The organism is Agreia bicolorata (assembly GCF_000938265.1).
GTDB lineage: Bacteria > Actinomycetota > Actinomycetes > Actinomycetales > Microbacteriaceae > Agreia > Agreia bicolorata.
In genome coordinates this window covers 526,020-545,572 of record NZ_JYFC01000002.1, presented here as the reverse complement: position 1 = coordinate 545,572, position 19,553 = coordinate 526,020, and the positions used below count along the sequence as shown (strand labels likewise).

Genomic DNA, 19,553 nt, shown 5'->3' with positions numbered 1-19,553 from the left:
GATCATCGGCCGCGGCGGCACCACGCGCCTACCAACGGAGTACCTGATCTAGTGAGCATCATCACCGGCTACGACCCTCGCAACCTCAGGGAGAAGATCGACGTCGCTGCGGCATCCGCACGGCTCGGCGAGCTGGGCCAGCTGCGCAGCCTCTCGGCCCTCAACGAGAAGGTCGGGCTGTACCGTCTGCTCGGGCGCCTCGACGAGGCCTGGACCGTGGCGAACGAGGCCGTGCGTCACACCCGTTTCTCGGGAGACCGGGAGCAGCTGCTCGGAGCTCGAATCCGGCGGGCCCAGGTGCAGCAATATCAGGGAAAACTGCAGGCCGCCCTCTCCGAGTTGTCGCTGTGCGTCGACGAGGCGAGGGTGCACGAGTGGGGCCCGCTCGAGGCCGCATCGCAGCTCACCCGAGGCAAGGTGCTCTTCGACATGGGCGACTACGAGGCCGCTCTGGTCGACTTCAAGGCCACCGTCTTTCTCTACGAGAAGATGGGCGCTTCGCTCGATCAGCTCGAGAGTTCACTCGTGGCCGTAGCCGTCACCGAGTCCTTTCTCGCAGAGTCCTGAGCGGCGAACGCTCTCTCTCGCGAGGCGATGTCGCACGGTCGGGTTAGTGTCTTTGCGTGGCTGATCTTGCGAAAGTACGCGTCTGGGCAGACGCGCTGATTGCGCTTCACCTCGACCCTCACGTCTGGTCGTTCGGCTTCGACAATGCGAAGACCCGCGCGGGGCTGTGCAGCTTCACCACCAAGCGCATCACGGTCTCGCGCTACCTTGCCGCCACGTTCGACGACGACGAGATCCACCAGGTGCTCTTGCACGAGGTCGCCCACGCGATGGCGGGTCATCGCGCGGGGCACGGTCCGTCATGGCGACGCATCGCGGCATCCATCGGATACGTGGGCTCGCGCACGCACACCGGCTCGGTCGCCGACGAACTGGCGCCGTGGGCCGGTGTCTGCCCTGCCGGCCACCAGCACTTCCGCTATCGCAAGCCGGCTCGCACGCTCGCGTGCGGCACCTGCTCCAAGCGGTTCGATGCGGCAAATGTCATCACTTGGCAGCGCCGCGACATCGACCCGGCACACCGCCGCCAGGCGGCGGCCCGAGGCTGACGCCTCCCGCAACCGCATCCGCGCCCGTTCGGCGCATCCGCCCCAACTCGACCAGCAGCGGATGCACCTATTGGGCGCGGATACCCGCAGTTCAGAATGCCTCGCTGACTCCCGTGTTGTGCGGATCGTCGAGATGGGCACGCACCAGGCTCGCCGGCCACGAGTTGCGCGGGGCCTTCTCCGGTCTCCGCAGCGCCTGCTCGAGCACCGCGTCGCCGAGATGCTTCTCCACGTCGAGGCGCGGGTAGGCATCCTCGATCGCCTGGCGCTCTGCAGCCTCAACCGTCTCGAGGCCGAAGTCGCCGCGCACGCCGAGGCGTGTCAACCGGGTGATGGGCCCGCGCCGCTCGGCGATCTGAGGGGAGGTGTGCAGAGCGATCGCCTCCCACACGAGATCGGTCTCGGCGGCGGGCATCCCCTCGGCGGCGAGAAAGCGGGCGGCCGCATCGGCACCGTCGACCTCGAAGCGCAGCTCGCCGTCGGCTTCATCCGTCGTTCCGATGTCGTGCAGCACACACGCCAGAAAGAGCAGCTCGGTGTTGTAGTCCTGGCCCGAGACAAGACCATCGGATGCCGCCACCACCCGGGCGTGCAGAAAGGTGCGAACGCTGTGGTTGGCGATCGAGCGCTCCTCGGTGCGCTGCACCCAGTCGAGTGCGCGAAGCGCGGTGTCACCGGTGGGCAGCTGCAGAAGTTCTGTCATGCCCCGACGCTACTCAGCCGGCCGGCGGGGCACCTCTGCCCGGCCGGCCAACCTCCCACGATATTCCGCCGCACCTAACTGGGTGACGTGAACTACTCGGTGACCTGAACTTCTTTCCAGAACGCCACGTAGTTGCTGTAGTCCTTGCCCACGCGGTCGAACGACGCAGGGTACGGCTTCGGGTAGCTCCACGCACGATCCTTGAGGCTCACGCCGCTGTCGCTCACGCTGAAGTACTGGCACTCGCCCTTCCATGGGCAGGTGTACGGCGTGTCGGTGGGCGTGAGCAGGTCGAAGTTCACGCTCGACGGGGGAAAGTACCAATTGCCCTCGATGGCGATCAGATCTTCTTTGGGTGCCTCGGCGATGACGGTGCCGTTGACGACTGCTTTCATGATGAAACCTCCTGCAGCAACGCTACGCCTCCGGGGCTACCTGGCGTCCTGAATCGGACGGATCACGCGCTGGAAGATCAGGATTCCCGCAGCGACGACGGGCACAGCGACGAGGGCTCCCAGGATGCCTCCGAGGGCAGCACCTCCGATGGCCGCCACGATCACGAGAACGCCGGGCACGGCCACGGCCTTGGCCATGACCCTCGGAGTAAGCACGTAGGCCTCGACCTGCAGGTACACCAGCATGATGATCGCGAAGATCAAGGCGCCGATCGGGTTCACGGTGAGAACGGACACCGCACCGATAGTCGTTCCGAGAATGGGGCCGACCACGGGAATCAGCGCACAGACGAAGGCGACAAGGGCGAGCAGCAGCGGCGCGGGGCCACCCACGATCGTGACGAGAATCAGCGTGATCGTCGCATTGGCCAGCGCCAACACGAACTGGCCGGCCACGTACTTGCCGACCGACTCGAGGATCTCTTCGGTGATCTCGATGAAGCCCGCGCGACGGGACTGCGGAACCGCCTGGTAGACGGTGGCCATGACGCCGCGCAGAGTGAGGGTCAGGTAGATCGTGAGCACGGTCACGACGATGACCGCGGTCACGCCCTCGAAGACCCCTGATCCTACGGAGAGAAGACCGCCGCCGATCGAGAGCAGCTTGTCGGGGTCGGAGAGGAACGACGTGATGTCCTTGATGATCGAGTCGACGTCGAGCGAAGTGCCCAGCTGATCGCTGATCCAGATCACCCACGGCTGAGCGAGCAGCTGATCGGTGAGTTCGCTCGCATGGGTGACCAGGTAGTTCACCTGGCGCACGAGGTTCGGGATGATAGCCAGCGCCACCCCGCCGATTACCGCGAGCGCGAGCAGGGCGACCGCCAGGGATGCCACCCAGCGCGGAACGTTGTGCCGCTCGGCCAGTTTCATCAGCGGCTCGAGGGCCAGCGCGATGAAGTAGGCGATCCCCATGTAGACGAACACGGTCGACAGCGAACCGATGGCGCCCCACACCCCGAGCCCGACACAGGCACCCAGTGCTCCGAGCAGGCCGATCAGAAAGGGGTTGAACCGGATGCGCCGCTGGGGCACACGCTCGTGTTCGGCTCGTCGGCCGGGCGCCCTGCCGAGTGTCGAGCGGATTCGCGGCGAGGTGTTCGGGCGCCGGCCCGTCGAACGCATGTCGGCTCGTGTCATTGCTCGAATGTAGCGGAGTCAATTGGTCGTTGCGGATATCGACTCGAGTCGATATCCCGGAAAGCTGATGACGACCATTTCGCGGATGACGATTGACGACCGGAGCCCACCTCCACTAGAAAGATGGAGACAACAGCGAGGCGGGCGATTCGTACGGGCCGCGCGCCCATGCCCGACTCCAGACATTTCACCCCGATCAAAGGACGCACCGTGAGCAACCTCCAGACCCCGACGCCCGGCACCGACTATCCGGGAAAGACACTTGGCATTGTCGGCCTCGTACTGGCAATCGTCTTCAACCTGATCGGCCTGATCATCAGCATCGTCGCCCTGCAGCAGTCGAAGGCCGCCGGATTCAAGAACACGCCCGCAAAGATCGGCATCATCGTCGGAGCGGTCCTGTTCGTTCTCGGCATCATCATCTCGATCATCTCCTTCGCGGCCGCCGCGTCTATGGTCGGCACCACAACCTACTGATCCACGAAAAAGAGGGGCCCGTCGCTACGCGCGACGGGCCCCTCTTTTTTGTGGATCTCGACCAGCAGCGCTAGAGCAGATCTGCGTGGTGGATCGCGGCGACGTCGGGATGGGCGCGCAGTCGGTAGCGCAGCACATTCTCGCCGTACACCTGGAGAATCGGACTGTCATCCGGATCGGGCGTGATTCCCGTCGCTTCAGACTGCAGGGCCGCGGGCAGCGGGATCACCGGAATCGACGCATCCAGGGCGGGGTTGAAGAAGAACGGAATCGAGATGCGGTCGCTGCCGATGGAGGGCGAGATCACACGGTGCACCGTGGCCTTCAGGTAGCCGTTCGTGGCGTACTCGAGCAGCTCGCCGATATTCACGACGAAGGCACCCGGCACCGGAGGAGCGTCGATCCACTCGTCTCCGTAGGCGACCTGAAGGCCGCCCTTTCCGGGTTCGACGAGCAGCAGCGTGAGCGCGCCGCCGTCACGGTGGGCCCCGACGCCCTGCTTCGGGGTCGGGTCGCTCTTGCCCGGATAGCGCACGATCTTGATCAGCGTCGACGGGCGCTCGGCGAACGCCGCGTCGAACACGTGCGGATCGGCGCCGAGCGACTGGGCCCACGCTTGAAGAAGCCGGATGCTGACAGCCGACAACTCGTCGTGCCACCGGGTGACGACATCCTGCAGTTCGGGAAGGGCCTCGGGCCAGAGATTCGGGCCCTCGAGCCGCCAGTAGTCAGGAGCTCCTTCGCCTCGCTCCACGGTCTCCCGCTCACTTCCGACGTCGATCTGCTCGCGCCAATCGACCTTTCCCTGCGTCAGTTCGCCACCGACCCGCGTGTAGCCGCGGAACTGAGGGCTCAGCACGTTCTCGATCGAGAGTTTGTCGGCCTCGGGCAGTTCGAAGAAGCGTCGCGATGTCTCGAGAATGCGGCTCACCAGCGACTCCGGAACCCCGTGACCGGTGAGGTAGAAGAAGCCGTAGTCGTGGGTTGCACGGCGCAGATCATCACGGAATCCCTCCGCCTCTTCGGCAGAGGCATCGAGACGGGAGAAGTCGAGAACGGGAAGGCTCTTGGTCATGAGTTCTACGCTGGCACTCCGACGCCAAGAACGCCAATTGCATTACGACGTATTGAGCACATGTGCAATGCCACCAGCGCGACTTGTCGTCATTTGCCGCACCGCCCAGACTGGGCTGAGGAGGCCCCACATGAGAGTTCTGCTGAAATTTGTGCTCGATACAGATCCGGATGCCGCATGGCGGGCCATCCGCAGCCCCGCCGTCTTTCGCGAGGTGTCGAGTCCTTTTCTGAAGATCCGTTCGCTGAGCGCCGACGGATTTCCCACGATCTGGCAGCCCGGGCAGCACCCCGTCGAGATCGAGGGCGGTGGCCTGATCCCCCTCGGCAAGCAGATCATCAGACTCTCCTTCCTCGAGCGCCCCGACGGGGTGCGCATCGTGCGCGACTCGGGCCGCGGCGTCTCGGGCGCCGTTTCCATCCCCACCACGTGGGACCACCAGATGGCGATCTCGCCCGACCCCGCTGGTACCGGCAAGACTCTGTACAGAGATCGGCTCATCATCGGCGCGGGCCTGCTGACGCCGGCCGCCTGGTACGGCATGTGGGCGTTCTGGCAGTGGCGGGGCGCGCGATTGCGCCAGCTCGCGCCGACATGGGCGTTCGACCCTGAGCCGATTCCGGGTTCCGGCGCAGAGGGTGTCGATCCCGACATCGCCGCGTAGCCTGATCCGATGACTTCCGCCGCATCCGCCATCCAGGTCGCCGACTGGCGCCAGCGCGTCTTCGCCCTCTACGCCGAGGTGCGCGTGCTCGCGCTGGTGAACGCCGAAGCCGCCCACGGCGTGTGGCGCGACGGGCGCGACGAACTGTTCCGCACGCATCCGCAGACCCCCCTGCTGCCCGAAGACCGGGCGGGCTTCACCGGGCTGCCCGTCGCGCCCTACGACCCGGCCTGGCGATTCGAGGTCGAGATCACGGCCCCGGATGCGCCGGGCGGCTTCGATTTCGAGACCGGCACCGACGGGGTCGTGCCGTTCGAACTCATCGGGCACGCGAGCATCCCCGAGGTGGGCAGGCTCGATGTCTGGCGCCTGCGCTCCTACGGCGGCGGACTGTTCATTCCCGTTCGCGACGGCCTCGCCGGCACCACGGGAGGAACCTATGGAGGTGGGCGATACCTCATCGATTCGATCAAGGGAGCGCACCTGGGGCATGGCGACACACCCGGGTCGCTGGTGCTCGATTTCAACTTCGCCTACAACCCATCGTGCGCCTACGACCCGGCCTGGGCGTGCCCTCTGGCACCGCTCGGAAACCGCGTATCCGGCGGCATTCCGGTCGGCGAGATGTATGTGCGCTAGACTGTAACCACTTGCGAGCGCGATCGTGCGCTCCCTGCGTCGTAGAACGCACCTTGCGGTTCGGGCCTCGTGCCTGAAATTCGCGAAAACTTTCTCACGGCGAACGGAAGTGCCTACTGGCACCTTCGCCATCATTTCCGCACAGTCGCGGCATGGCCGAGAGAGTCTGTGCGAAACAGTATCTCTGTGCGATGCCGTCGTGTCACGCTGCGGATCCGATGCCTGAAAGGCACCGAAACAGCTATGTCAACACCCACCTTCTCCTCGCTCGGCGTTCCCGCGCCCGTCGTCGCTGCACTGACGAACGCCGGAATCACCGAGCCTTTCCCCATTCAGCTCGACACCCTTCCCGACACCCTGGCCGGCCGCGACGTTCTCGGCCGCGGAAAGACAGGCTCGGGCAAGACGCTCGCGTTCTCCATTCCGATGGTCGCCCGTCTCGGCGGCGCCCTCTCCGGCGGCCAGCGCCGCTCGGGTCGCCCGCTCGGCCTGGTGCTCGCGCCGACCCGTGAGCTTGCCACCCAGATCTCGGCCGTGCTCCAGCCGCTCGCCGACGCATACGGCTTGAAGTCGACCACCATCTTCGGCGGCGTCTCGCAGCAGCGCCAGGTCGCCGCGCTCAAGGCCGGCGTCGACATCATCGTCGCGTGCCCCGGCCGCCTCGAAGACCTCATGAAGCAGGGCTTCGTGTCGCTCGACGCCATCGAGATCACCGTGCTCGACGAGGCCGACCACATGGCCGACCTGGGCTTCCTGCCCGTCGTCACGCGCATCCTCGACAAGACCCCTCGCGGCGGACAGCGCCTGCTGTTCTCGGCCACGCTCGACAACGGCGTAGACAAGCTGGTGCGCAAGTTCCTGCAGAACGAGGTTCTGCACTCGGTCGACGAGGCCACCAGCCACGTCGAGCTCATGACCCACCACGTGTTCGAGGTCGACGGCGCCACCGCCAAGACCGAGCTCGTTCAGAAGCTCGCCTCGGGCACCGGCCGTCGCATCCTGTTCATGCGCACCAAGCACCACGCCAAGAAGCTGGCCCGCCAGCTGATCGACGCGGGAATCCCCGCCGTCGACCTGCACGGAAACCTGTCGCAGGTCGCCCGCGACCGCAACCTCGCCGCATTCGCCGCCGGTGATGTGAAGGTTCTCGTGGCCACCGACGTCGCCGCCCGTGGTGTGCACGTCGACGACATCGAACTCGTCATTCACGTCGACCCGCCGGCAGAGCACAAGGCGTACCTGCACCGCTCGGGCCGCACCGCCCGTGCCGGAAGCGCCGGAGACGTCGTCACTGTGATGCTGCCGACCCAGAAGAAGGACACGGCAGATCTGCTCCGCAAGGCGGCCATCCAGGTCACCCCGCAGCGCGTCACCGCGAACTCCCCCGCCGTCACCGAGCTCGTCGGCGAGCTGGCCGAGTGGGTCAAGCCCGCTCCCCGCGCCGCCGTTCAGGTTCAGGGCACCCCGCGCCGCCAGGGCGGATCGCAGGGAGCCAACGCCCAGCGCAAGCGCGCCCAGCGCGACGGTTCGCCGTCCGCCAGCGGCGGCGAGGGTCGTCCCCGTCGCGACCGCTCGGGTCGTCCCGCGACCGCAGGCGCCCCGGCTTCAGCCGGCGGAGCCCGTCGTGGCGGCAGCGGAGGAGGCCGCTCAGCGGCTCCCGCCGGTGGCTCGTCGCGCACCTACTCCACGTCGACCGGCGGCCAGGGCGGCTACGCTGCCGGCGCCGCCGCATCGGGTGGCAATGGAGCCGGCGCTCGTCGCCAGGGACGCCGCGCCCAGGGCTAATCGCCCGCGCTTCGCCTGAACGGGCGGAGATTCCTGCGCACCGACGCTCTCTGCGTATCGGTGACGCGGAATCTCCGCCCGTTCTGCGTTGAGATCTAGATCAGTCGTCCGACGGAGGCCAGCGCGGCCCTCAGCAGCGAGCCGCGACCGCCTTCGAATTCGGCGGACAGCTCGTCGGATGCCGCCTCCTGAGGAGACATCCACGTGACCTCGAGCGCATCCTGGCGAGGCTCGCAGGTTCCGGTGACCGGCACGACGTAGGCAAGCGAGACCGCGTGCTGGCGTTCGTCGTAGAACTGGGTGACGCCCGGAAGCGGAAAGTACTCGGCCACGGAGAACGGGATCGGGCTGGCGGGCAGCTGAGGAAAAGCCATGGGCCCGAGGTCTTTCTCGAGGTGGCGGAAGAGGGCATCCCGAACCGTTTCGCCATACATAACGCGGCCGGAAACCAGCGTGCGTGTGATCGACCCCGTGGGAGTCGCGCGAAGCAGCATGCCCACCTCTGTCACCTGGCCCAGGCCATCGACGCGAACCGGAACCGCCTCGACGTAGAGCAGCGGCAGACGCCTTCTGATCTCGGCGAGCTCGACATCGCTGAGCCAGCCTGGATTGGAACTCTGTGACGGCGTGGGCGGTATGTTGCTGCCCTCGGGGGTCCACTCGGGATCGGGGTCTGGAGTTCTCACGCTCATAGTCCATTCTTACCCCACGTGGCCAGCCATGGACGCCGCAGGACACGCTGTCGGCGGTATGCGTGAGGATGGAGCCTATGGGCGATGTGCTCGACAGATTCTCCCCCGCGACGCAACAGTGGTTCCGCGGGGCGTTCAGCGCGCCCACGCCCGCGCAACTCGGAGCGTGGCAGGCCGTCTCGTCAGGCGCGAACGCCCTTGTTGTGGCCCCGACCGGCTCAGGCAAGACCCTGTCCGCCTTCTTATGGTCGATCGACCGACTCACCTCTGAGCCTCCGCCGGCGAAGGCGGGCGTTCGCGTTCTCTATATCTCACCCCTTAAGGCGTTGGCCGTCGACGTCGAACGCAATCTGCGTTCCCCGCTCGTCGGAATCACACAGACAGCGAAGCGTCTCGGCACCGAGCCCCCGAACATCCAGGTGGGGGTTCGAAGCGGCGATACGACGCAGGCCGACCGTCGCAGCCAGTCGAAGAACCCTCCCGATATTCTCATCACGACGCCTGAGTCGCTCTTTCTTATGCTCACGTCGGCGGCTCGCGAGTCGCTCTCGACCGTTGAGACCGTCATCATCGACGAGGTGCACGCGGTCGCCGCTACCAAGCGCGGCGCCCACCTCGCGGTCTCGCTCGAGCGACTCGATGGGCTCCTAGAGAAGCCCGCGCAACGCATCGGGCTTTCGGCCACAGTGAGGCCTCGCGAAGAAGTGGCGCGCTTTCTCGCCGGCGGCCGACCCGTCACCATCGTGGCACCAGTCTCCACCAAGAAGTTCGACCTGCGGGTAGTTGTTCCGGTCGACGACATGACCGCCCTCCCCTCGGCTGGCGAACGAGAGGGCTCGGCGGCCGGGGCCTTGCGGGAGGACGACGGGGCCGGAGGCGGCCAGGGTTCGATCTGGCCACATGTCGAAGAGAGCATCGTCGACCGCATCCTCGCCCACCGCTCGTCGATCGTGTTCGCAAACTCCCGCCGACTGGCCGAGCGGCTCACAGCCCGGCTCAACGAGATCTATCTCGAACGACTCGAAGGCGTGAACGCCACTCAGGCTCAGGGAACGGGATCGCGTCCACCCGCGCAGATGATGGGGCAGGCAGGTCAGACGAAGGGCCTTCCCGCCAGCGTCAGCGCCCGCGCGGGAGACGGCGCCGACGAGCCGATCCTCGCCCGCGCCCACCACGGCTCCGTCTCCAAAGAGCAGCGGGCGGTCATCGAAGACGACCTCAAGACGGGCCGGTTGCGCTGCGTCGTCGCCACCTCGAGCCTCGAGCTCGGCATCGACATGGGCGCCGTCGACCTCGTCGTGCAGGTCGAGTCCCCTCCCAGCGTCGCCAGCGGGCTGCAGCGCGTGGGCCGCGCCGGGCACCAAGTCGGCGAGGTGTCGCGCGGCATCCTGTACCCCAAGCACCGTGCCGACCTGCTGCACTCCGCCGTCGCCTCGCTGCGCATGGCAGAAGGGCTCATCGAGTCGCTCTCGGTGCCCACGAACCCCCTCGACATCCTCGCCCAGCAGACCGTCGCGGCCTGCGCTCTCGAGCCGATCGACGTCGAGGAGTGGTTCGATACGGTGCGCCGCAGCGCCCCGTTCGCCGGCCTCCCCCGCTCGGCCTACGAGGCCACGCTCGATCTGCTCGCCGGCCGATATCCATCAGACGAGTTCGCCGAGCTGCGCCCCCGCCTGGTGTGGGATCGCGATGAGGGCACACTGACGGGCCGCCCGGGCGCTCAGCGACTCGCGGTCACGAGCGGCGGAACCATCCCCGACCGTGGGCTCTTCGGGGTCTTTATGGTCGGGGGCGCCGCATCCGAACAGGCCTCGGGCACAGCATCCACAGCCAAGGGCGGCAACCGTGTGGGCGAGCTCGACGAAGAGATGGTCTACGAATCGCGCGTCGGCGACGTCTTCGCGCTGGGCGCCACAAGTTGGCGCATTCAAGAGATCACGCACGACCGCGTGCTCGTCACCCCGGCCTTCGGAGAGCCCGGGCGTCTGCCCTTCTGGCGCGGCGACGGCCAGGGGCGGCCCGCAGAGCTCGGCCGGGCCATCGGCGAATTCACTCGCAAGCTGGCAGGGGCGGATGCCGAGGAGTCCGCGCGCATGACGACCAGCGCGGGGCTCGACGAGCGCGCCGCGAACAACCTCGTCACCTTTGTGGCCGAACAGCGCGAGGCCACGGGGCATGTGCCCAGCGACAAGACCCTCGTCATCGAGCGCTTCCGCGACGAGCTGGGCGACTGGCGCGTCATCCTGCACTCCCCCTTCGGTATGCAGGTGCACTCCCCGTGGTCCCTGGCTATCGGAGCGCGCCTGCGCGAGCGCTTCGGCATCGACGGTGCGTCCGTCGCCAACGACGACGGCATCATTTTGCGGCTGCCCGACACCGAGAGCGAGCCGCCCGGCGCCGAACTGTTTCTCTTCGAGGCCGACGAGCTCGAGCAGATCGTCACGCAAGAGGTGGGAGGCTCGGCCCTGTTCGCCTCGCGCTTCCGCGAGAACGCAGCACGAGCACTGCTGCTGCCGAGGCAGAACCCGGGCAAGCGCTCGCCGCTCTGGCAGCAGCGCCAGCGCAGCGCCCAGCTGCTCGACGTCGCCCGAAAGTTCCCGAGCTTTCCCATCATTCTCGAGACGATCCGCGAGTGCCTGCAAGACGTCTACGACCTGCCCGCCCTCATCGGTCTCGCCCGCGATCTCGAGGCGCGGCGCATCCGAGTGGTCGAGGCCGAGACGCAGCAGCCGTCGCCGTTCGCGAAGTCGCTTCTCTTCGGCTACGTCGCCTCGTTCGTCTACGAGGGCGACAGCCCCCTCGCAGAACGTCGCGCCGCCGCCCTGTCGCTCGACCCGACCCTTCTGTCAGAGCTGCTGGGCCGCGCCGAACTGCGCGAGCTTCTCGATCCCGGTGTCATCGCGCAGACCGAGCTCGAGCTGCAGAGACTCGCCCCCGACCGCAAAGCACACGACATCGAAGGCGTCGCCGATCTCATCCGAGTGCTCGGCCCGCTGTCTCTCGCCGAGGTCACGGCGAGGCTCGACGACGAAGCCGCACCCCATGCATCCGCCCTGCTCGCCGACCTCGTCGACGCACGTCGCGCACTCGTTGTGACCATTGCCGGCGACGAGCGCTGGGCCGCCATCGAAGACGCGGGCCGGCTCCGCGACGCGCTCGGCACCCCCATTCCCTACGGCGTCCCCGACGCGTTCATCGAACCCGTGCCCGATCCCGTCGCCGACCTCGTGGCACGCTACGCCCGCACACATGCGCCGTTCACGGTCAGCGAGGCGGCGGTCCGATACGGCCTGGGCTCCGCCGTCGTTCTGGATGCGCTGCGCCGGCTCGAGAGCGCCCGGCGCGTGCTCGAGGGCGAGTTCAGGCCGCTGGGCGCAGACACCCCGAATGCTGCGCGAACCGAGTGGAGCGACGTCGAGGTGCTGCGTCGACTGAGGCGACGTTCCCTCGCGGCCCTCAGGCACGAGGTCGAACCCGTCGACACCACGACCCTCGCCCGCTTCCTGCCGTCGTGGCAGCACGTCGGTGGCACCCTGCGCGGAATCGACGGCGTGGCCGCCGTCATCGACCAGCTGGCCGGAGTGCCGATTCCCGCCTCCGCGTGGGAGAGCCTGATTCTGCCCAGTCGCGTGCGGCAGTACAGCCCTGCCATGCTCGACGAGCTCACGGCCACGGGCGAGGTCATCTGGTCGGGCGCTGGATCGCTGCCCGGCAACGACGGCTGGGTCGCACTGCACCTCGCCGAGACGGCGCCGCTCACGATTCCCCTCGCCGAGCCGCTCGAACCCACAGCCCTGCAGCACGCCGTGCTCGGCGCTCTGGATGGCGGAGGCGCGTTCTTCTTCCGCACCCTCTCAGACACGGTCGGCACCGCGCTGGGATCGGCCGTCGATGATGCCGAATTGGTGACAGCACTGTGGGATCTGGTCTGGGCGGGGCGCGTCACGAACGACACGCTCGCTCCACTTCGTTCTCTCACCGGCGGGGGCAGGTCGGCCCACAGCACGAAACGCAGCGCACCCCGATCCAAGCTCTATCGAGGGCGCGCATACGCGCGTCCCACCATGGCCACCCGCGTCGGCCCACCCACTGCCGGCGGCCGTTGGTCGCTGCTGCCCGCCCCCGAAACGGATGCGACGATTCGAGGGCACGCGCTCGGCGACATGCTGCTCGAGCGCTACGGTGTCGTCACCAAGGGCGCCGTCGTGGCAGAACGCATCGTGGGCGGCTTCGCGCTTGCGTATCGCCTGCTCTCAGGCTTCGAAGAAACGGGACGTGCCCGGCGCGGCTATTTCGTCGAGACGCTCGGCGCATCCCAATTCGCCACCGGCGGCACGATCGATCGTCTGCGCTCCTTCACGGCCGAGGCGATGGCCGAGATGCGCCAAGGCAAGAACGACACGAGGGGCGACGAGAAGGATGTGACTGGCAGGGCTGTAACGCTGGCGGCGACAGACCCGGCCAACCCCTATGGCGCGGCACTGCCCTGGCCTTCAGGCACCGGTCACCGCCCCGGCCGCAAGGCCGGCGCCCTCGTGGTGCTCGTCGACGGGCGACTCGTGCTCTACGTCGAACGAGGGGGCAAGACCCTGCTCTCGTTCGCCGAGAACGACGACGAACTAGCGAGCGCTAGTGCGAGCCTCGCGTCGACCGTGATCAGCGGCCGCGTCGCCAAACTCACCGTCGAGAAGGTCAATGGGCACTACGCCGTGGGCACCGAGATCGGGCGCGCCCTCGAGTCCGCTGGATTCGGTGCGACTCCGCAAGGTCTCCGGCTTCGCGCCTCCTAGGCCGCGAGGGGCCCAGGGAACGTGTCGTTCCCTGGGCCCCTCGTCTGTCAGCTACGAGAGCCGGCTACTCCTGGACTCGGCGCCGCCTCACGAGCAGCAGGGCTCCAAGACCTGCGACCGCCGTCAGGAGGGCGAGCAGACCCACTCGCACGCCCGCCCCGAGGTCGAGCCCCGTGTTCGGAAGCGCTGCAGCCGAAGCCGCCGCAGGGGTGACCGCGTGGAACGGGTCGTGATCGGTCAGCGTGCGCGGCGTTCCGTCGGGGTTCCGCGACAGCACCGGCTTGTCGTTCTCGTCGAGCTGAGGCTTGCCCGTGGGCACGCCGTTCTCGTCGACCTCGGGAACGATCGGCGTTCCGACCACGGTCACGTCGTCGGCATGCGAGTCGGCGACACCGAGGGTCAGAGTGCCGTCCGAGAAGAACGATGCTCCGGGGGGCAGCATGCCGTGCCAGGTTCCGTCTTTCTCGAAGCTGTACGAGCTCGGTCCGCCGAACGCGCTGAGGTCGCTCGTCCAGTTCGTGACCTTCGGCCCCGACAGAGTCGCATCGGCGAGGCTGATCTCCGTGAGCCACGTGTTGCCGGTGTTGGTCACGACCCAGCGCACGTGCTTGGCCTTGCCCGCCTCGTAGACCACAGCGTGGTCGGCGTCGTTCGCGTCCTGCGCAGCAGAGGCGAGCGGCTTGGTGGGCACGATCCAGTTTCCGGCCGTGTCCTTGACCGCAGGGTCGGCGAGAGATCCGTCGTACTTGATCACCTGGATCGCCGCGGTGTAGGCGTTGTAGTCGTTATGGTCGGTCACCGGAGTTCCGGTGGCGGAACCCTTGGCGTCTACCGTCACACGATCGACGTGAGCGGCTGCATCGGAGTTGGCGACCGTGAGAGTCGCCGTTCCCGTGATGGTCGCGCCAGGCATCCACTCGGTCGTACCGGGGGCGAAGGTGGCGTCCCAACGGGCCGTGAGTTCTCCGTCGACGACGCTGGCCGTGGCTGTGCTGCCGTCGGGGAACGTCCAGACGAGGGACTGGATGGCGGCACCCGAGAGCGTGTCGTCGTGAAGCACGACCTCGCGCAGCCTGTCGGTTCCCGTGTTCGTCGCCGTGATGCTGATCTGGCGAGTCTCACCGGGCTCGTAGAACTCACCGTCGATCATGGTGTCGGCGTTGTGGAAGACACCAGCGACGACATCACCCTTGACGATGGAGACCTTCGGGGTCACCGTCGTGGGGTTTTCCAGAGTCACGGCCAGCGTGGAATTCTGGCCGATCGTGATCGTGACAGGTCCGTCAGTGCCGATCGGCTGGCCGTCGACCAGGAAGATCGGCTTCGCCCAGCCCGATAGCTCAGGCAAGCCACCCTGCGGGGCGTCCTCCGTGAGCGTCACGACGGTTCCTGCAGGCAGGTCCGGGCTCGTGAAGGTCGAGCCGTTCGTCAGCGAGAACGGCTTCGGCTCGGCTGCGCCCGCGGGCAGATAGGTGCCGGTGAAGGTGAAGCCGGGGGTCAGCGTGTCCGCTGCGGGGCCGGTGACCTGCTTCGTGATCGAGAACGATCCGAGAACGAGTTCCGTGGGGTTCGTGAGCACGACCTGCACGGGCTCGTCGCCGATGGTGAAGCTCGCGGTGCCATCGAGGTTCGGCGTGACTCCGACACCGGAGAACACGGGGGTTCCCCACTTCACGTCGGGAGCCGCGTCACCAGGCGCATCCTCAGAGAGCGTCACCACGGTGCCGAGCGGAAGGCCCGTCACAGTCTTGACCGAATCGGCCTTGGTCAGAGTCAGCTGCTTGGCCGCCTGACCGGGTGTGGTGTAGTTCACCGTGTAGGCGAAGTCATCGGGCACGGACTCCGCAGCGTCGCCCGTGACCAGCTTGGTCACCGAGAATCCGTTGACCAACTGCGTGGTCGGGTTCTCCAGGCCGACGGCGATCGTCGATCCGTCGCCAATGGTCAGAGTGGTCGAGGCGCCCGGAGTCGAAGCACCGTCGTCGACCGTCCAGATCGGCGTTCCCCAGAGAACGTCCGCCGGCGCGCCCGTGGGAATCGCCTCGCTGATCGTCACCTCGGTGCCGTACGGAATGGCATCCGATGTGGCCTTGCCGCCCGGCGTGACGATGAGCGTCTTGGGCTCGGCCAGACCGGGGTAGGTGTAGCTGACGGTGAACTGCTGCTGAGGTGAGACCGACCCTGCGGCGGCGCCGGTCACCGACTTGGTGACCTCGAAGAAGCCATCCGCGAACAGGGTGTTCGTGACGGTGATGATGGTCGGCGCAGTGCGCGTTCCGGTCACCTTGACGGCATCCTTCGGACTCACCGAATAGCTCTTGACCGTGGCATCCGCCCCCTCGGTGATCGTGGCCGACGAGCCGACCGGGAGGGTGACCGTCTTGCCGACCGGATCAGTCGGGTCGACGACGATGCTCGCGTTGGCACCCACGTCGAGTGCGTCGCCACGGAAGTCCGTGGCGGCCAGATCGACCGTGTAGGTGGCTCCCGCAGGGGCGACACCTCCGTCTTCCGAGATCTTCTTGACCACGGCGAGTGTGCCGTCGGCAAGAAGTCCTGCGTCGAAGGTGTGGTTGTTCTCGCCCGGCGCTCCGATAGTCGGGATCGAGATCGAGGCAGACGAGTCGTCTCCGGGGGTGGGAATCGCGTCGGAGTCGACGGTGTCGTCATCACCCTGGTCGGGTGTCGTGAATCTGACGTCGCTCCAGCTCACAGTGCCGAAGCGCGAGTCGTCAGTGAAGGCGTTGCCGGTTGCGGGCTTGGTGAATCGCACCGTGTAACTTCCGCTGCCGGGAACGAAGCCTTCTGCCTCGAGCGCCGGATCGGTGGTGGAGAAGTAGTACTCCCCGCCATTGGCCGTAGTGGTGGTTCCGATGACCTTGCCGTCTGCATTCACGAGATCGACGGTCACGCCGTCGAGAGCGGGCTCGTCGGCATCCTGGATGCCGTCCTGGTCGGCGTCGAACCAGACCCGGTTTCCGATCTCCACGGGGGCGAGCTGGGCAAGAGCCTGCACAACTGCGAGCCCGCCGCCCTTCTGGAACGTGCCCGAGGCTCCCGGGGTGAAGCCGCCGCCCGCGTCAGCGATCTGCTGGTATCCGCGAAGCACATTGCCCGTCGAGGGCTGGAACCAGTTGAGTCCGGTGACGCGAACATCGTTCAGCGGGTCATAGGTGGTGGCGACGATCGAGTCGACTCCTGCGAGGGTGGCGAGACCGCCCAACCCGATCTCGTGGTGGATGCCGCCCGTGCCGAGCGCCTGGCGATCGTTGTAGTACTCGCCGCCGCCGGGGCCTTCGTTGTTGCCCGCGGTGGCGGAGGCGGGCCGGTCGCCGACCGTGCCGTTGTTCTCGAGCGCGTAGCCCGTTGCCGTCGGGGCGGCGACCAGGAGGTCACCGCTGGAGACGGTCTGGTAGTAGGTCGTGTCGTCGGTGCCGTAGTTGCGGTTTCCGCCCTGGATGCTCGTGCGGTCTGCCAGCGAGAGGTTCAAGTATCCGTCGGTGTCGAAGTCGAGATCGGTGAGCATGGGCTGCGGGTATGCCTGCACGGGAGAGCCCCACGCCGACCGACCGACCGATCCCCACGATCCCGACCATTCGTCGACCCAGGCGTTCCAGCGCAGAAGAGCCTTCTGATCATCCGCCGACACGTTCGCGCCCGTCAGCGGGTCGCCCTTCTTGTAGCCGAGCGACCCGTCGAGCACACTGGTCCAGGCCGCCGGAGTGGAGTCGGCGTTGAGCGCGGACTCGGGGGCGCTCAGCACGTGGTACTGCAGGGACGTCGCCGATGACCCGGTGGGCAGTTGCTCACCGCTGTCGACGTAGCCGGCGAAGAGCTGGTTGCGGTGCACGGTCAGAGCCCAAGGTCGTTCTCCGTCGCCGAGGCCGAGGTCGATGACGTTCTTGACGGTGGGCTGCACAGCAGGATCGCTGATGTCGAGCTGATAGATCTTCTTGTCGAAGAGGTTCACGAAGTACAGCGACTTCTGATCGGTGCTCACGGCGATACCGCCGATGCCCACCTTTCCCGCCTGCACGAACGCATCCGCGTCGATCGTGGGGGTGCTTGGCCCGCCCAATCCGCGGCCTCCCTGAGCTGTGGGCGTCGCGTCGGCTGCAACGGAGCCCACATCGATTCCGAGCGATCTGACATCGAGCCACTCTTGAACGGCTGAGGAGCCGGACGGGGCCAGGTCGCCATCGGCCTCGACCGCACCGGTGACACGGTAGATGCCACCGAGGCCCAGCGGGCCGAGGCCCGCGTGACGCTTGTAGGTGGCGGCAGCGAAGAGGCTGCCCGTGCTCGCCTGGAACGAGGAGCCCCATGTGCTTCCCACCTGCGGCACCGTGGCAAGAACCACTCGGTCGGGATAGCTGTCGGTGCCCTGCGCCTGGTTGCTCGTGAAGCTCGTGCCCCAGGGCTGTGCCACGATGGCCGGTGTGTCAGACAGGCCGGGCGAGGAGCTGAGCCCCGCGTACTGGATCGCCGTGACGATCGGGGGGTTGCCCTGTGAAAAGTCATCGGGAGCGTTCACCCCGTAGTCGACTCCGCTGTCGCCGACAGAGACGAACTGCACACTGGTGCCGTTGTCCGCTCCGTGACTGGCCGGCTTGTACTCGTCGGGCACGTCGGTGAACGCGACGCGAACCGCGGTTCCGGATGCATCGACCACGGGAATCGAATAGGTTCCGTCTGCCTGGGTGGTCGCCGACCAGACCTTGCCGTGGCCGTCCGTCGCCGTTGCGACGACGCCGGCGAGACCCTTGTCGTTCGCGATACCGGTCGTGGGACCGTTGCCGGAGTCGAACGATCCATTTGAGTTGAAGTCGCGGTAGACACGACCAGACACGCTGCCGTCGGCAGCGAAGGCGGGGGTACTCGCTCCTGCGAGCATTCCGCCGGCGACGAGGGCTGTGACGACGGAGAGGGCGATCGCCGCCGCTCCGCGCTTGTGTGCCCGGGTTCGAGGGTTTTTCTGGACGCTGAAGTGCAAGACAGTTCTTTCCGTGGGGAGTCTGATTTGAGGGCGGCACCGCCCGGATGAGAAGACGCGAGGTTTTCTCACTGAAAAGCTGAGAATATGCCGACTTTTGCTCCGAAAATCGGTCACAAGCATCGAACCGGGCCGATTTCACCCGCGAATTCACCCCGTCCCGAGATGTTTTCCCCCGCAACCGGTCACTGCGGGCCCACGTAGGCTGGAACCATGCCCGAGGGAGACACCGTTTATCGCACGGCTCGGCACCTCGACGCGGCCCTGACCGGCCAGACTCTCCTGGTCTCCGATTTCCGGGTTCCCCGGTACGCAGAGATCGACCTCTCCGGCAGCTCGATCGACGGCGTCATCAGCGTCGGAAAGCACCTGCTCACCCGGGTCGGCGAGGTGAGCATCCACAGCCATTTGAAGATGGAGGGCTCCTGGCATCTCTATCGACCCGGTTCACGATGGAAGCGTCCCGCCTCCACAGCTCGGCTCATCCTCACCACCGAGAACTGGGTCGCCGTAGGGTTCGATCTCGGAACCATAGACGTCGTCGCCCGCGACGACGAGGCCTCCGTCGTCGGTCACCTGGGGCCGGATGTTCTCGCGCCCGACTGGAGCTCGGCATCCGAAGCCCGGGCGGCCACCCTCATGACGGCGTCCCCCGACAAGGAGATTCACGTCGCGCTCCTCGACCAGCGCAACCTGGCCGGCCTCGGCAATGTCTATGCAAACGAGCTCTGCTTCCTCAGAGGTGTTCTTCCCACGAGGCCGGTCTCGTCGGTCGACCTGCCGCCGCTCATCGCCCTCGCCCACCGCGCGATTCTGGTGAACCGCGACCGCACCGAGAGGTCTACGACGGGAGACCTGCGCGCGGGTCGACAGAGCTGGGTCTATCGCCGCGAGAATCAGCCGTGCCGTCGCTGCGGCACGCGCATCCGGGCCGGCAAGCTGGGCGCCGACGAGTTGACGCTGCGCGACGTGTACTGGTGCCCGCGCTGCCAGACGTAACTCGGCAAAGTACCCCGGGGAGGTAC

The 19,553-nt window shown here is 67.0% G+C and carries 14 protein-coding genes; 8 read left to right on the top strand and 6 right to left on the bottom strand.

The features are described from left to right. Positions 1–51 precede the first annotated feature (51 nt). On the top strand, positions 52–567 hold the full coding sequence (locus TZ00_RS06030) for a hypothetical protein (protein ID WP_238579595.1): 516 nt from the start codon (positions 52–54) through the stop codon (positions 565–567). A 56-nt stretch (positions 568–623) separates the two neighbouring features. Then, positions 624–1,115 (top strand): SprT-like domain-containing protein, encoded by a 492-nt coding sequence (locus TZ00_RS06025; RefSeq protein ID WP_044439978.1) that lies wholly within the window; start codon positions 624–626, stop codon positions 1,113–1,115. Positions 1,116–1,206: 91 nt separating this feature from the next. Here TZ00_RS06025 and TZ00_RS06020 read toward each other — a convergent pair whose 3' ends face one another. From TZ00_RS06020 to TZ00_RS06010, 3 genes are all read right to left on the bottom strand, one after another. Continuing rightward, complete coding sequence (locus tag TZ00_RS06020) at positions 1,207–1,818, bottom strand: HD domain-containing protein (protein ID WP_052521336.1); 612 nt, start codon at positions 1,816–1,818, stop codon at positions 1,207–1,209. A gap of 92 nt (positions 1,819–1,910) precedes the next feature. Continuing rightward, on the bottom strand, positions 1,911–2,213 hold the full coding sequence (locus TZ00_RS06015) for a DUF427 domain-containing protein (protein ID WP_044439976.1): 303 nt from the start codon (positions 2,211–2,213) through the stop codon (positions 1,911–1,913). A 36-nt stretch (positions 2,214–2,249) separates the two neighbouring features. Continuing rightward, the gene (locus tag TZ00_RS06010; RefSeq protein WP_052521335.1) at positions 2,250–3,413 is read right to left on the bottom strand and encodes an AI-2E family transporter; all 1,164 of its coding nucleotides are present in this window, start codon (positions 3,411–3,413) and stop codon (positions 2,250–2,252) included. A gap of 210 nt (positions 3,414–3,623) precedes the next feature. On the opposite strand from TZ00_RS06010, the gene TZ00_RS18710 reads away from it, so the two are divergent. Further along, the gene (locus TZ00_RS18710) at positions 3,624–3,890 is read left to right on the top strand and encodes a hypothetical protein (RefSeq protein WP_139368631.1); all 267 of its coding nucleotides are present in this window, start codon (positions 3,624–3,626) and stop codon (positions 3,888–3,890) included. 70 nt (positions 3,891–3,960) lie between these two features. Here the strand turns inward: TZ00_RS18710 and TZ00_RS06000 are convergent, their stop codons facing one another. Further along, positions 3,961–4,965 carry an isopenicillin N synthase family dioxygenase gene (locus TZ00_RS06000; RefSeq protein WP_044439974.1) on the bottom strand — a complete coding sequence of 335 codons (1,005 nt, stop codon included), beginning with the start codon at positions 4,963–4,965 and terminating at the stop codon, positions 3,961–3,963. Between the two features lie 130 nt (positions 4,966–5,095). Between TZ00_RS06000 and TZ00_RS05995 the strand changes: the two genes are divergently transcribed. The 3 genes from TZ00_RS05995 (at position 5,096) to TZ00_RS05985 (ending at position 8,053) form a co-directional block, all read left to right on the top strand. After that, the gene (locus tag TZ00_RS05995) at positions 5,096–5,629 is read left to right on the top strand and encodes a hypothetical protein (protein WP_044439972.1); all 534 of its coding nucleotides are present in this window, start codon (positions 5,096–5,098) and stop codon (positions 5,627–5,629) included. A 9-nt stretch (positions 5,630–5,638) separates the two neighbouring features. Beyond that, the gene (locus TZ00_RS05990) at positions 5,639–6,268 is read left to right on the top strand and encodes a DUF1684 domain-containing protein (protein ID WP_044439971.1); all 630 of its coding nucleotides are present in this window, start codon (positions 5,639–5,641) and stop codon (positions 6,266–6,268) included. Positions 6,269–6,511: 243 nt separating this feature from the next. Next, positions 6,512–8,053: a DEAD/DEAH box helicase gene (locus TZ00_RS05985; protein WP_044439969.1), complete on the top strand. Its 1,542-nt coding sequence runs from the start codon at positions 6,512–6,514 to the stop codon at positions 8,051–8,053. 95 nt (positions 8,054–8,148) lie between these two features. Here TZ00_RS05985 and TZ00_RS05980 read toward each other — a convergent pair whose 3' ends face one another. Next, positions 8,149–8,745, bottom strand: a complete 597-nt coding sequence (locus TZ00_RS05980; RefSeq protein ID WP_044439967.1) for an NUDIX hydrolase family protein — start codon at positions 8,743–8,745, stop codon at positions 8,149–8,151. 77 nt (positions 8,746–8,822) lie between these two features. On the opposite strand from TZ00_RS05980, the gene TZ00_RS05975 reads away from it, so the two are divergent. After that, on the top strand, positions 8,823–13,535 hold the full coding sequence (locus tag TZ00_RS05975; RefSeq protein WP_044439965.1) for an ATP-dependent helicase: 4,713 nt from the start codon (positions 8,823–8,825) through the stop codon (positions 13,533–13,535). Positions 13,536–13,599: 64 nt separating this feature from the next. Here the strand turns inward: TZ00_RS05975 and TZ00_RS05970 are convergent, their stop codons facing one another. Continuing rightward, entirely contained in the window at positions 13,600–18,528 is a 4,929-nt protein-coding gene (locus TZ00_RS05970; RefSeq protein ID WP_044439963.1) for a DUF5979 domain-containing protein, read from the bottom strand. Between the two features lie 213 nt (positions 18,529–18,741). On the opposite strand from TZ00_RS05970, the gene TZ00_RS05965 reads away from it, so the two are divergent. Next, positions 18,742–19,527 (top strand): DNA-formamidopyrimidine glycosylase family protein, encoded by a 786-nt coding sequence (locus TZ00_RS05965; protein ID WP_044439961.1) that lies wholly within the window; start codon positions 18,742–18,744, stop codon positions 19,525–19,527. Positions 19,528–19,553: the final 26 nt, after the last annotated feature.

Coding starts and splice junctions, on each gene's coding strand:
- TZ00_RS05965 (WP_044439961.1), top strand. CDS start 18,742: ATGCCCGAGGGAGACACCGTTTATCGCACGGCTCGGCACCTCGACGCG.
- TZ00_RS05995 (WP_044439972.1), top strand. CDS start 5,096: ATGAGAGTTCTGCTGAAATTTGTGCTCGATACAGATCCGGATGCCGCA.
- TZ00_RS05985 (WP_044439969.1), top strand. CDS start 6,512: ATGTCAACACCCACCTTCTCCTCGCTCGGCGTTCCCGCGCCCGTCGTC.
- TZ00_RS06015 (WP_044439976.1), bottom strand. CDS start 2,213: ATGAAAGCAGTCGTCAACGGCACCGTCATCGCCGAGGCACCCAAAGAA.
- TZ00_RS06010 (WP_052521335.1), bottom strand. CDS start 3,413: ATGACACGAGCCGACATGCGTTCGACGGGCCGGCGCCCGAACACCTCG.
- TZ00_RS05975 (WP_044439965.1), top strand. CDS start 8,823: ATGGGCGATGTGCTCGACAGATTCTCCCCCGCGACGCAACAGTGGTTC.
- TZ00_RS05990 (WP_044439971.1), top strand. CDS start 5,639: ATGACTTCCGCCGCATCCGCCATCCAGGTCGCCGACTGGCGCCAGCGC.
- TZ00_RS06020 (WP_052521336.1), bottom strand. CDS start 1,818: ATGACAGAACTTCTGCAGCTGCCCACCGGTGACACCGCGCTTCGCGCA.
- TZ00_RS06000 (WP_044439974.1), bottom strand. CDS start 4,965: ATGACCAAGAGCCTTCCCGTTCTCGACTTCTCCCGTCTCGATGCCTCT.
- TZ00_RS05980 (WP_044439967.1), bottom strand. CDS start 8,745: ATGAGCGTGAGAACTCCAGACCCCGATCCCGAGTGGACCCCCGAGGGC.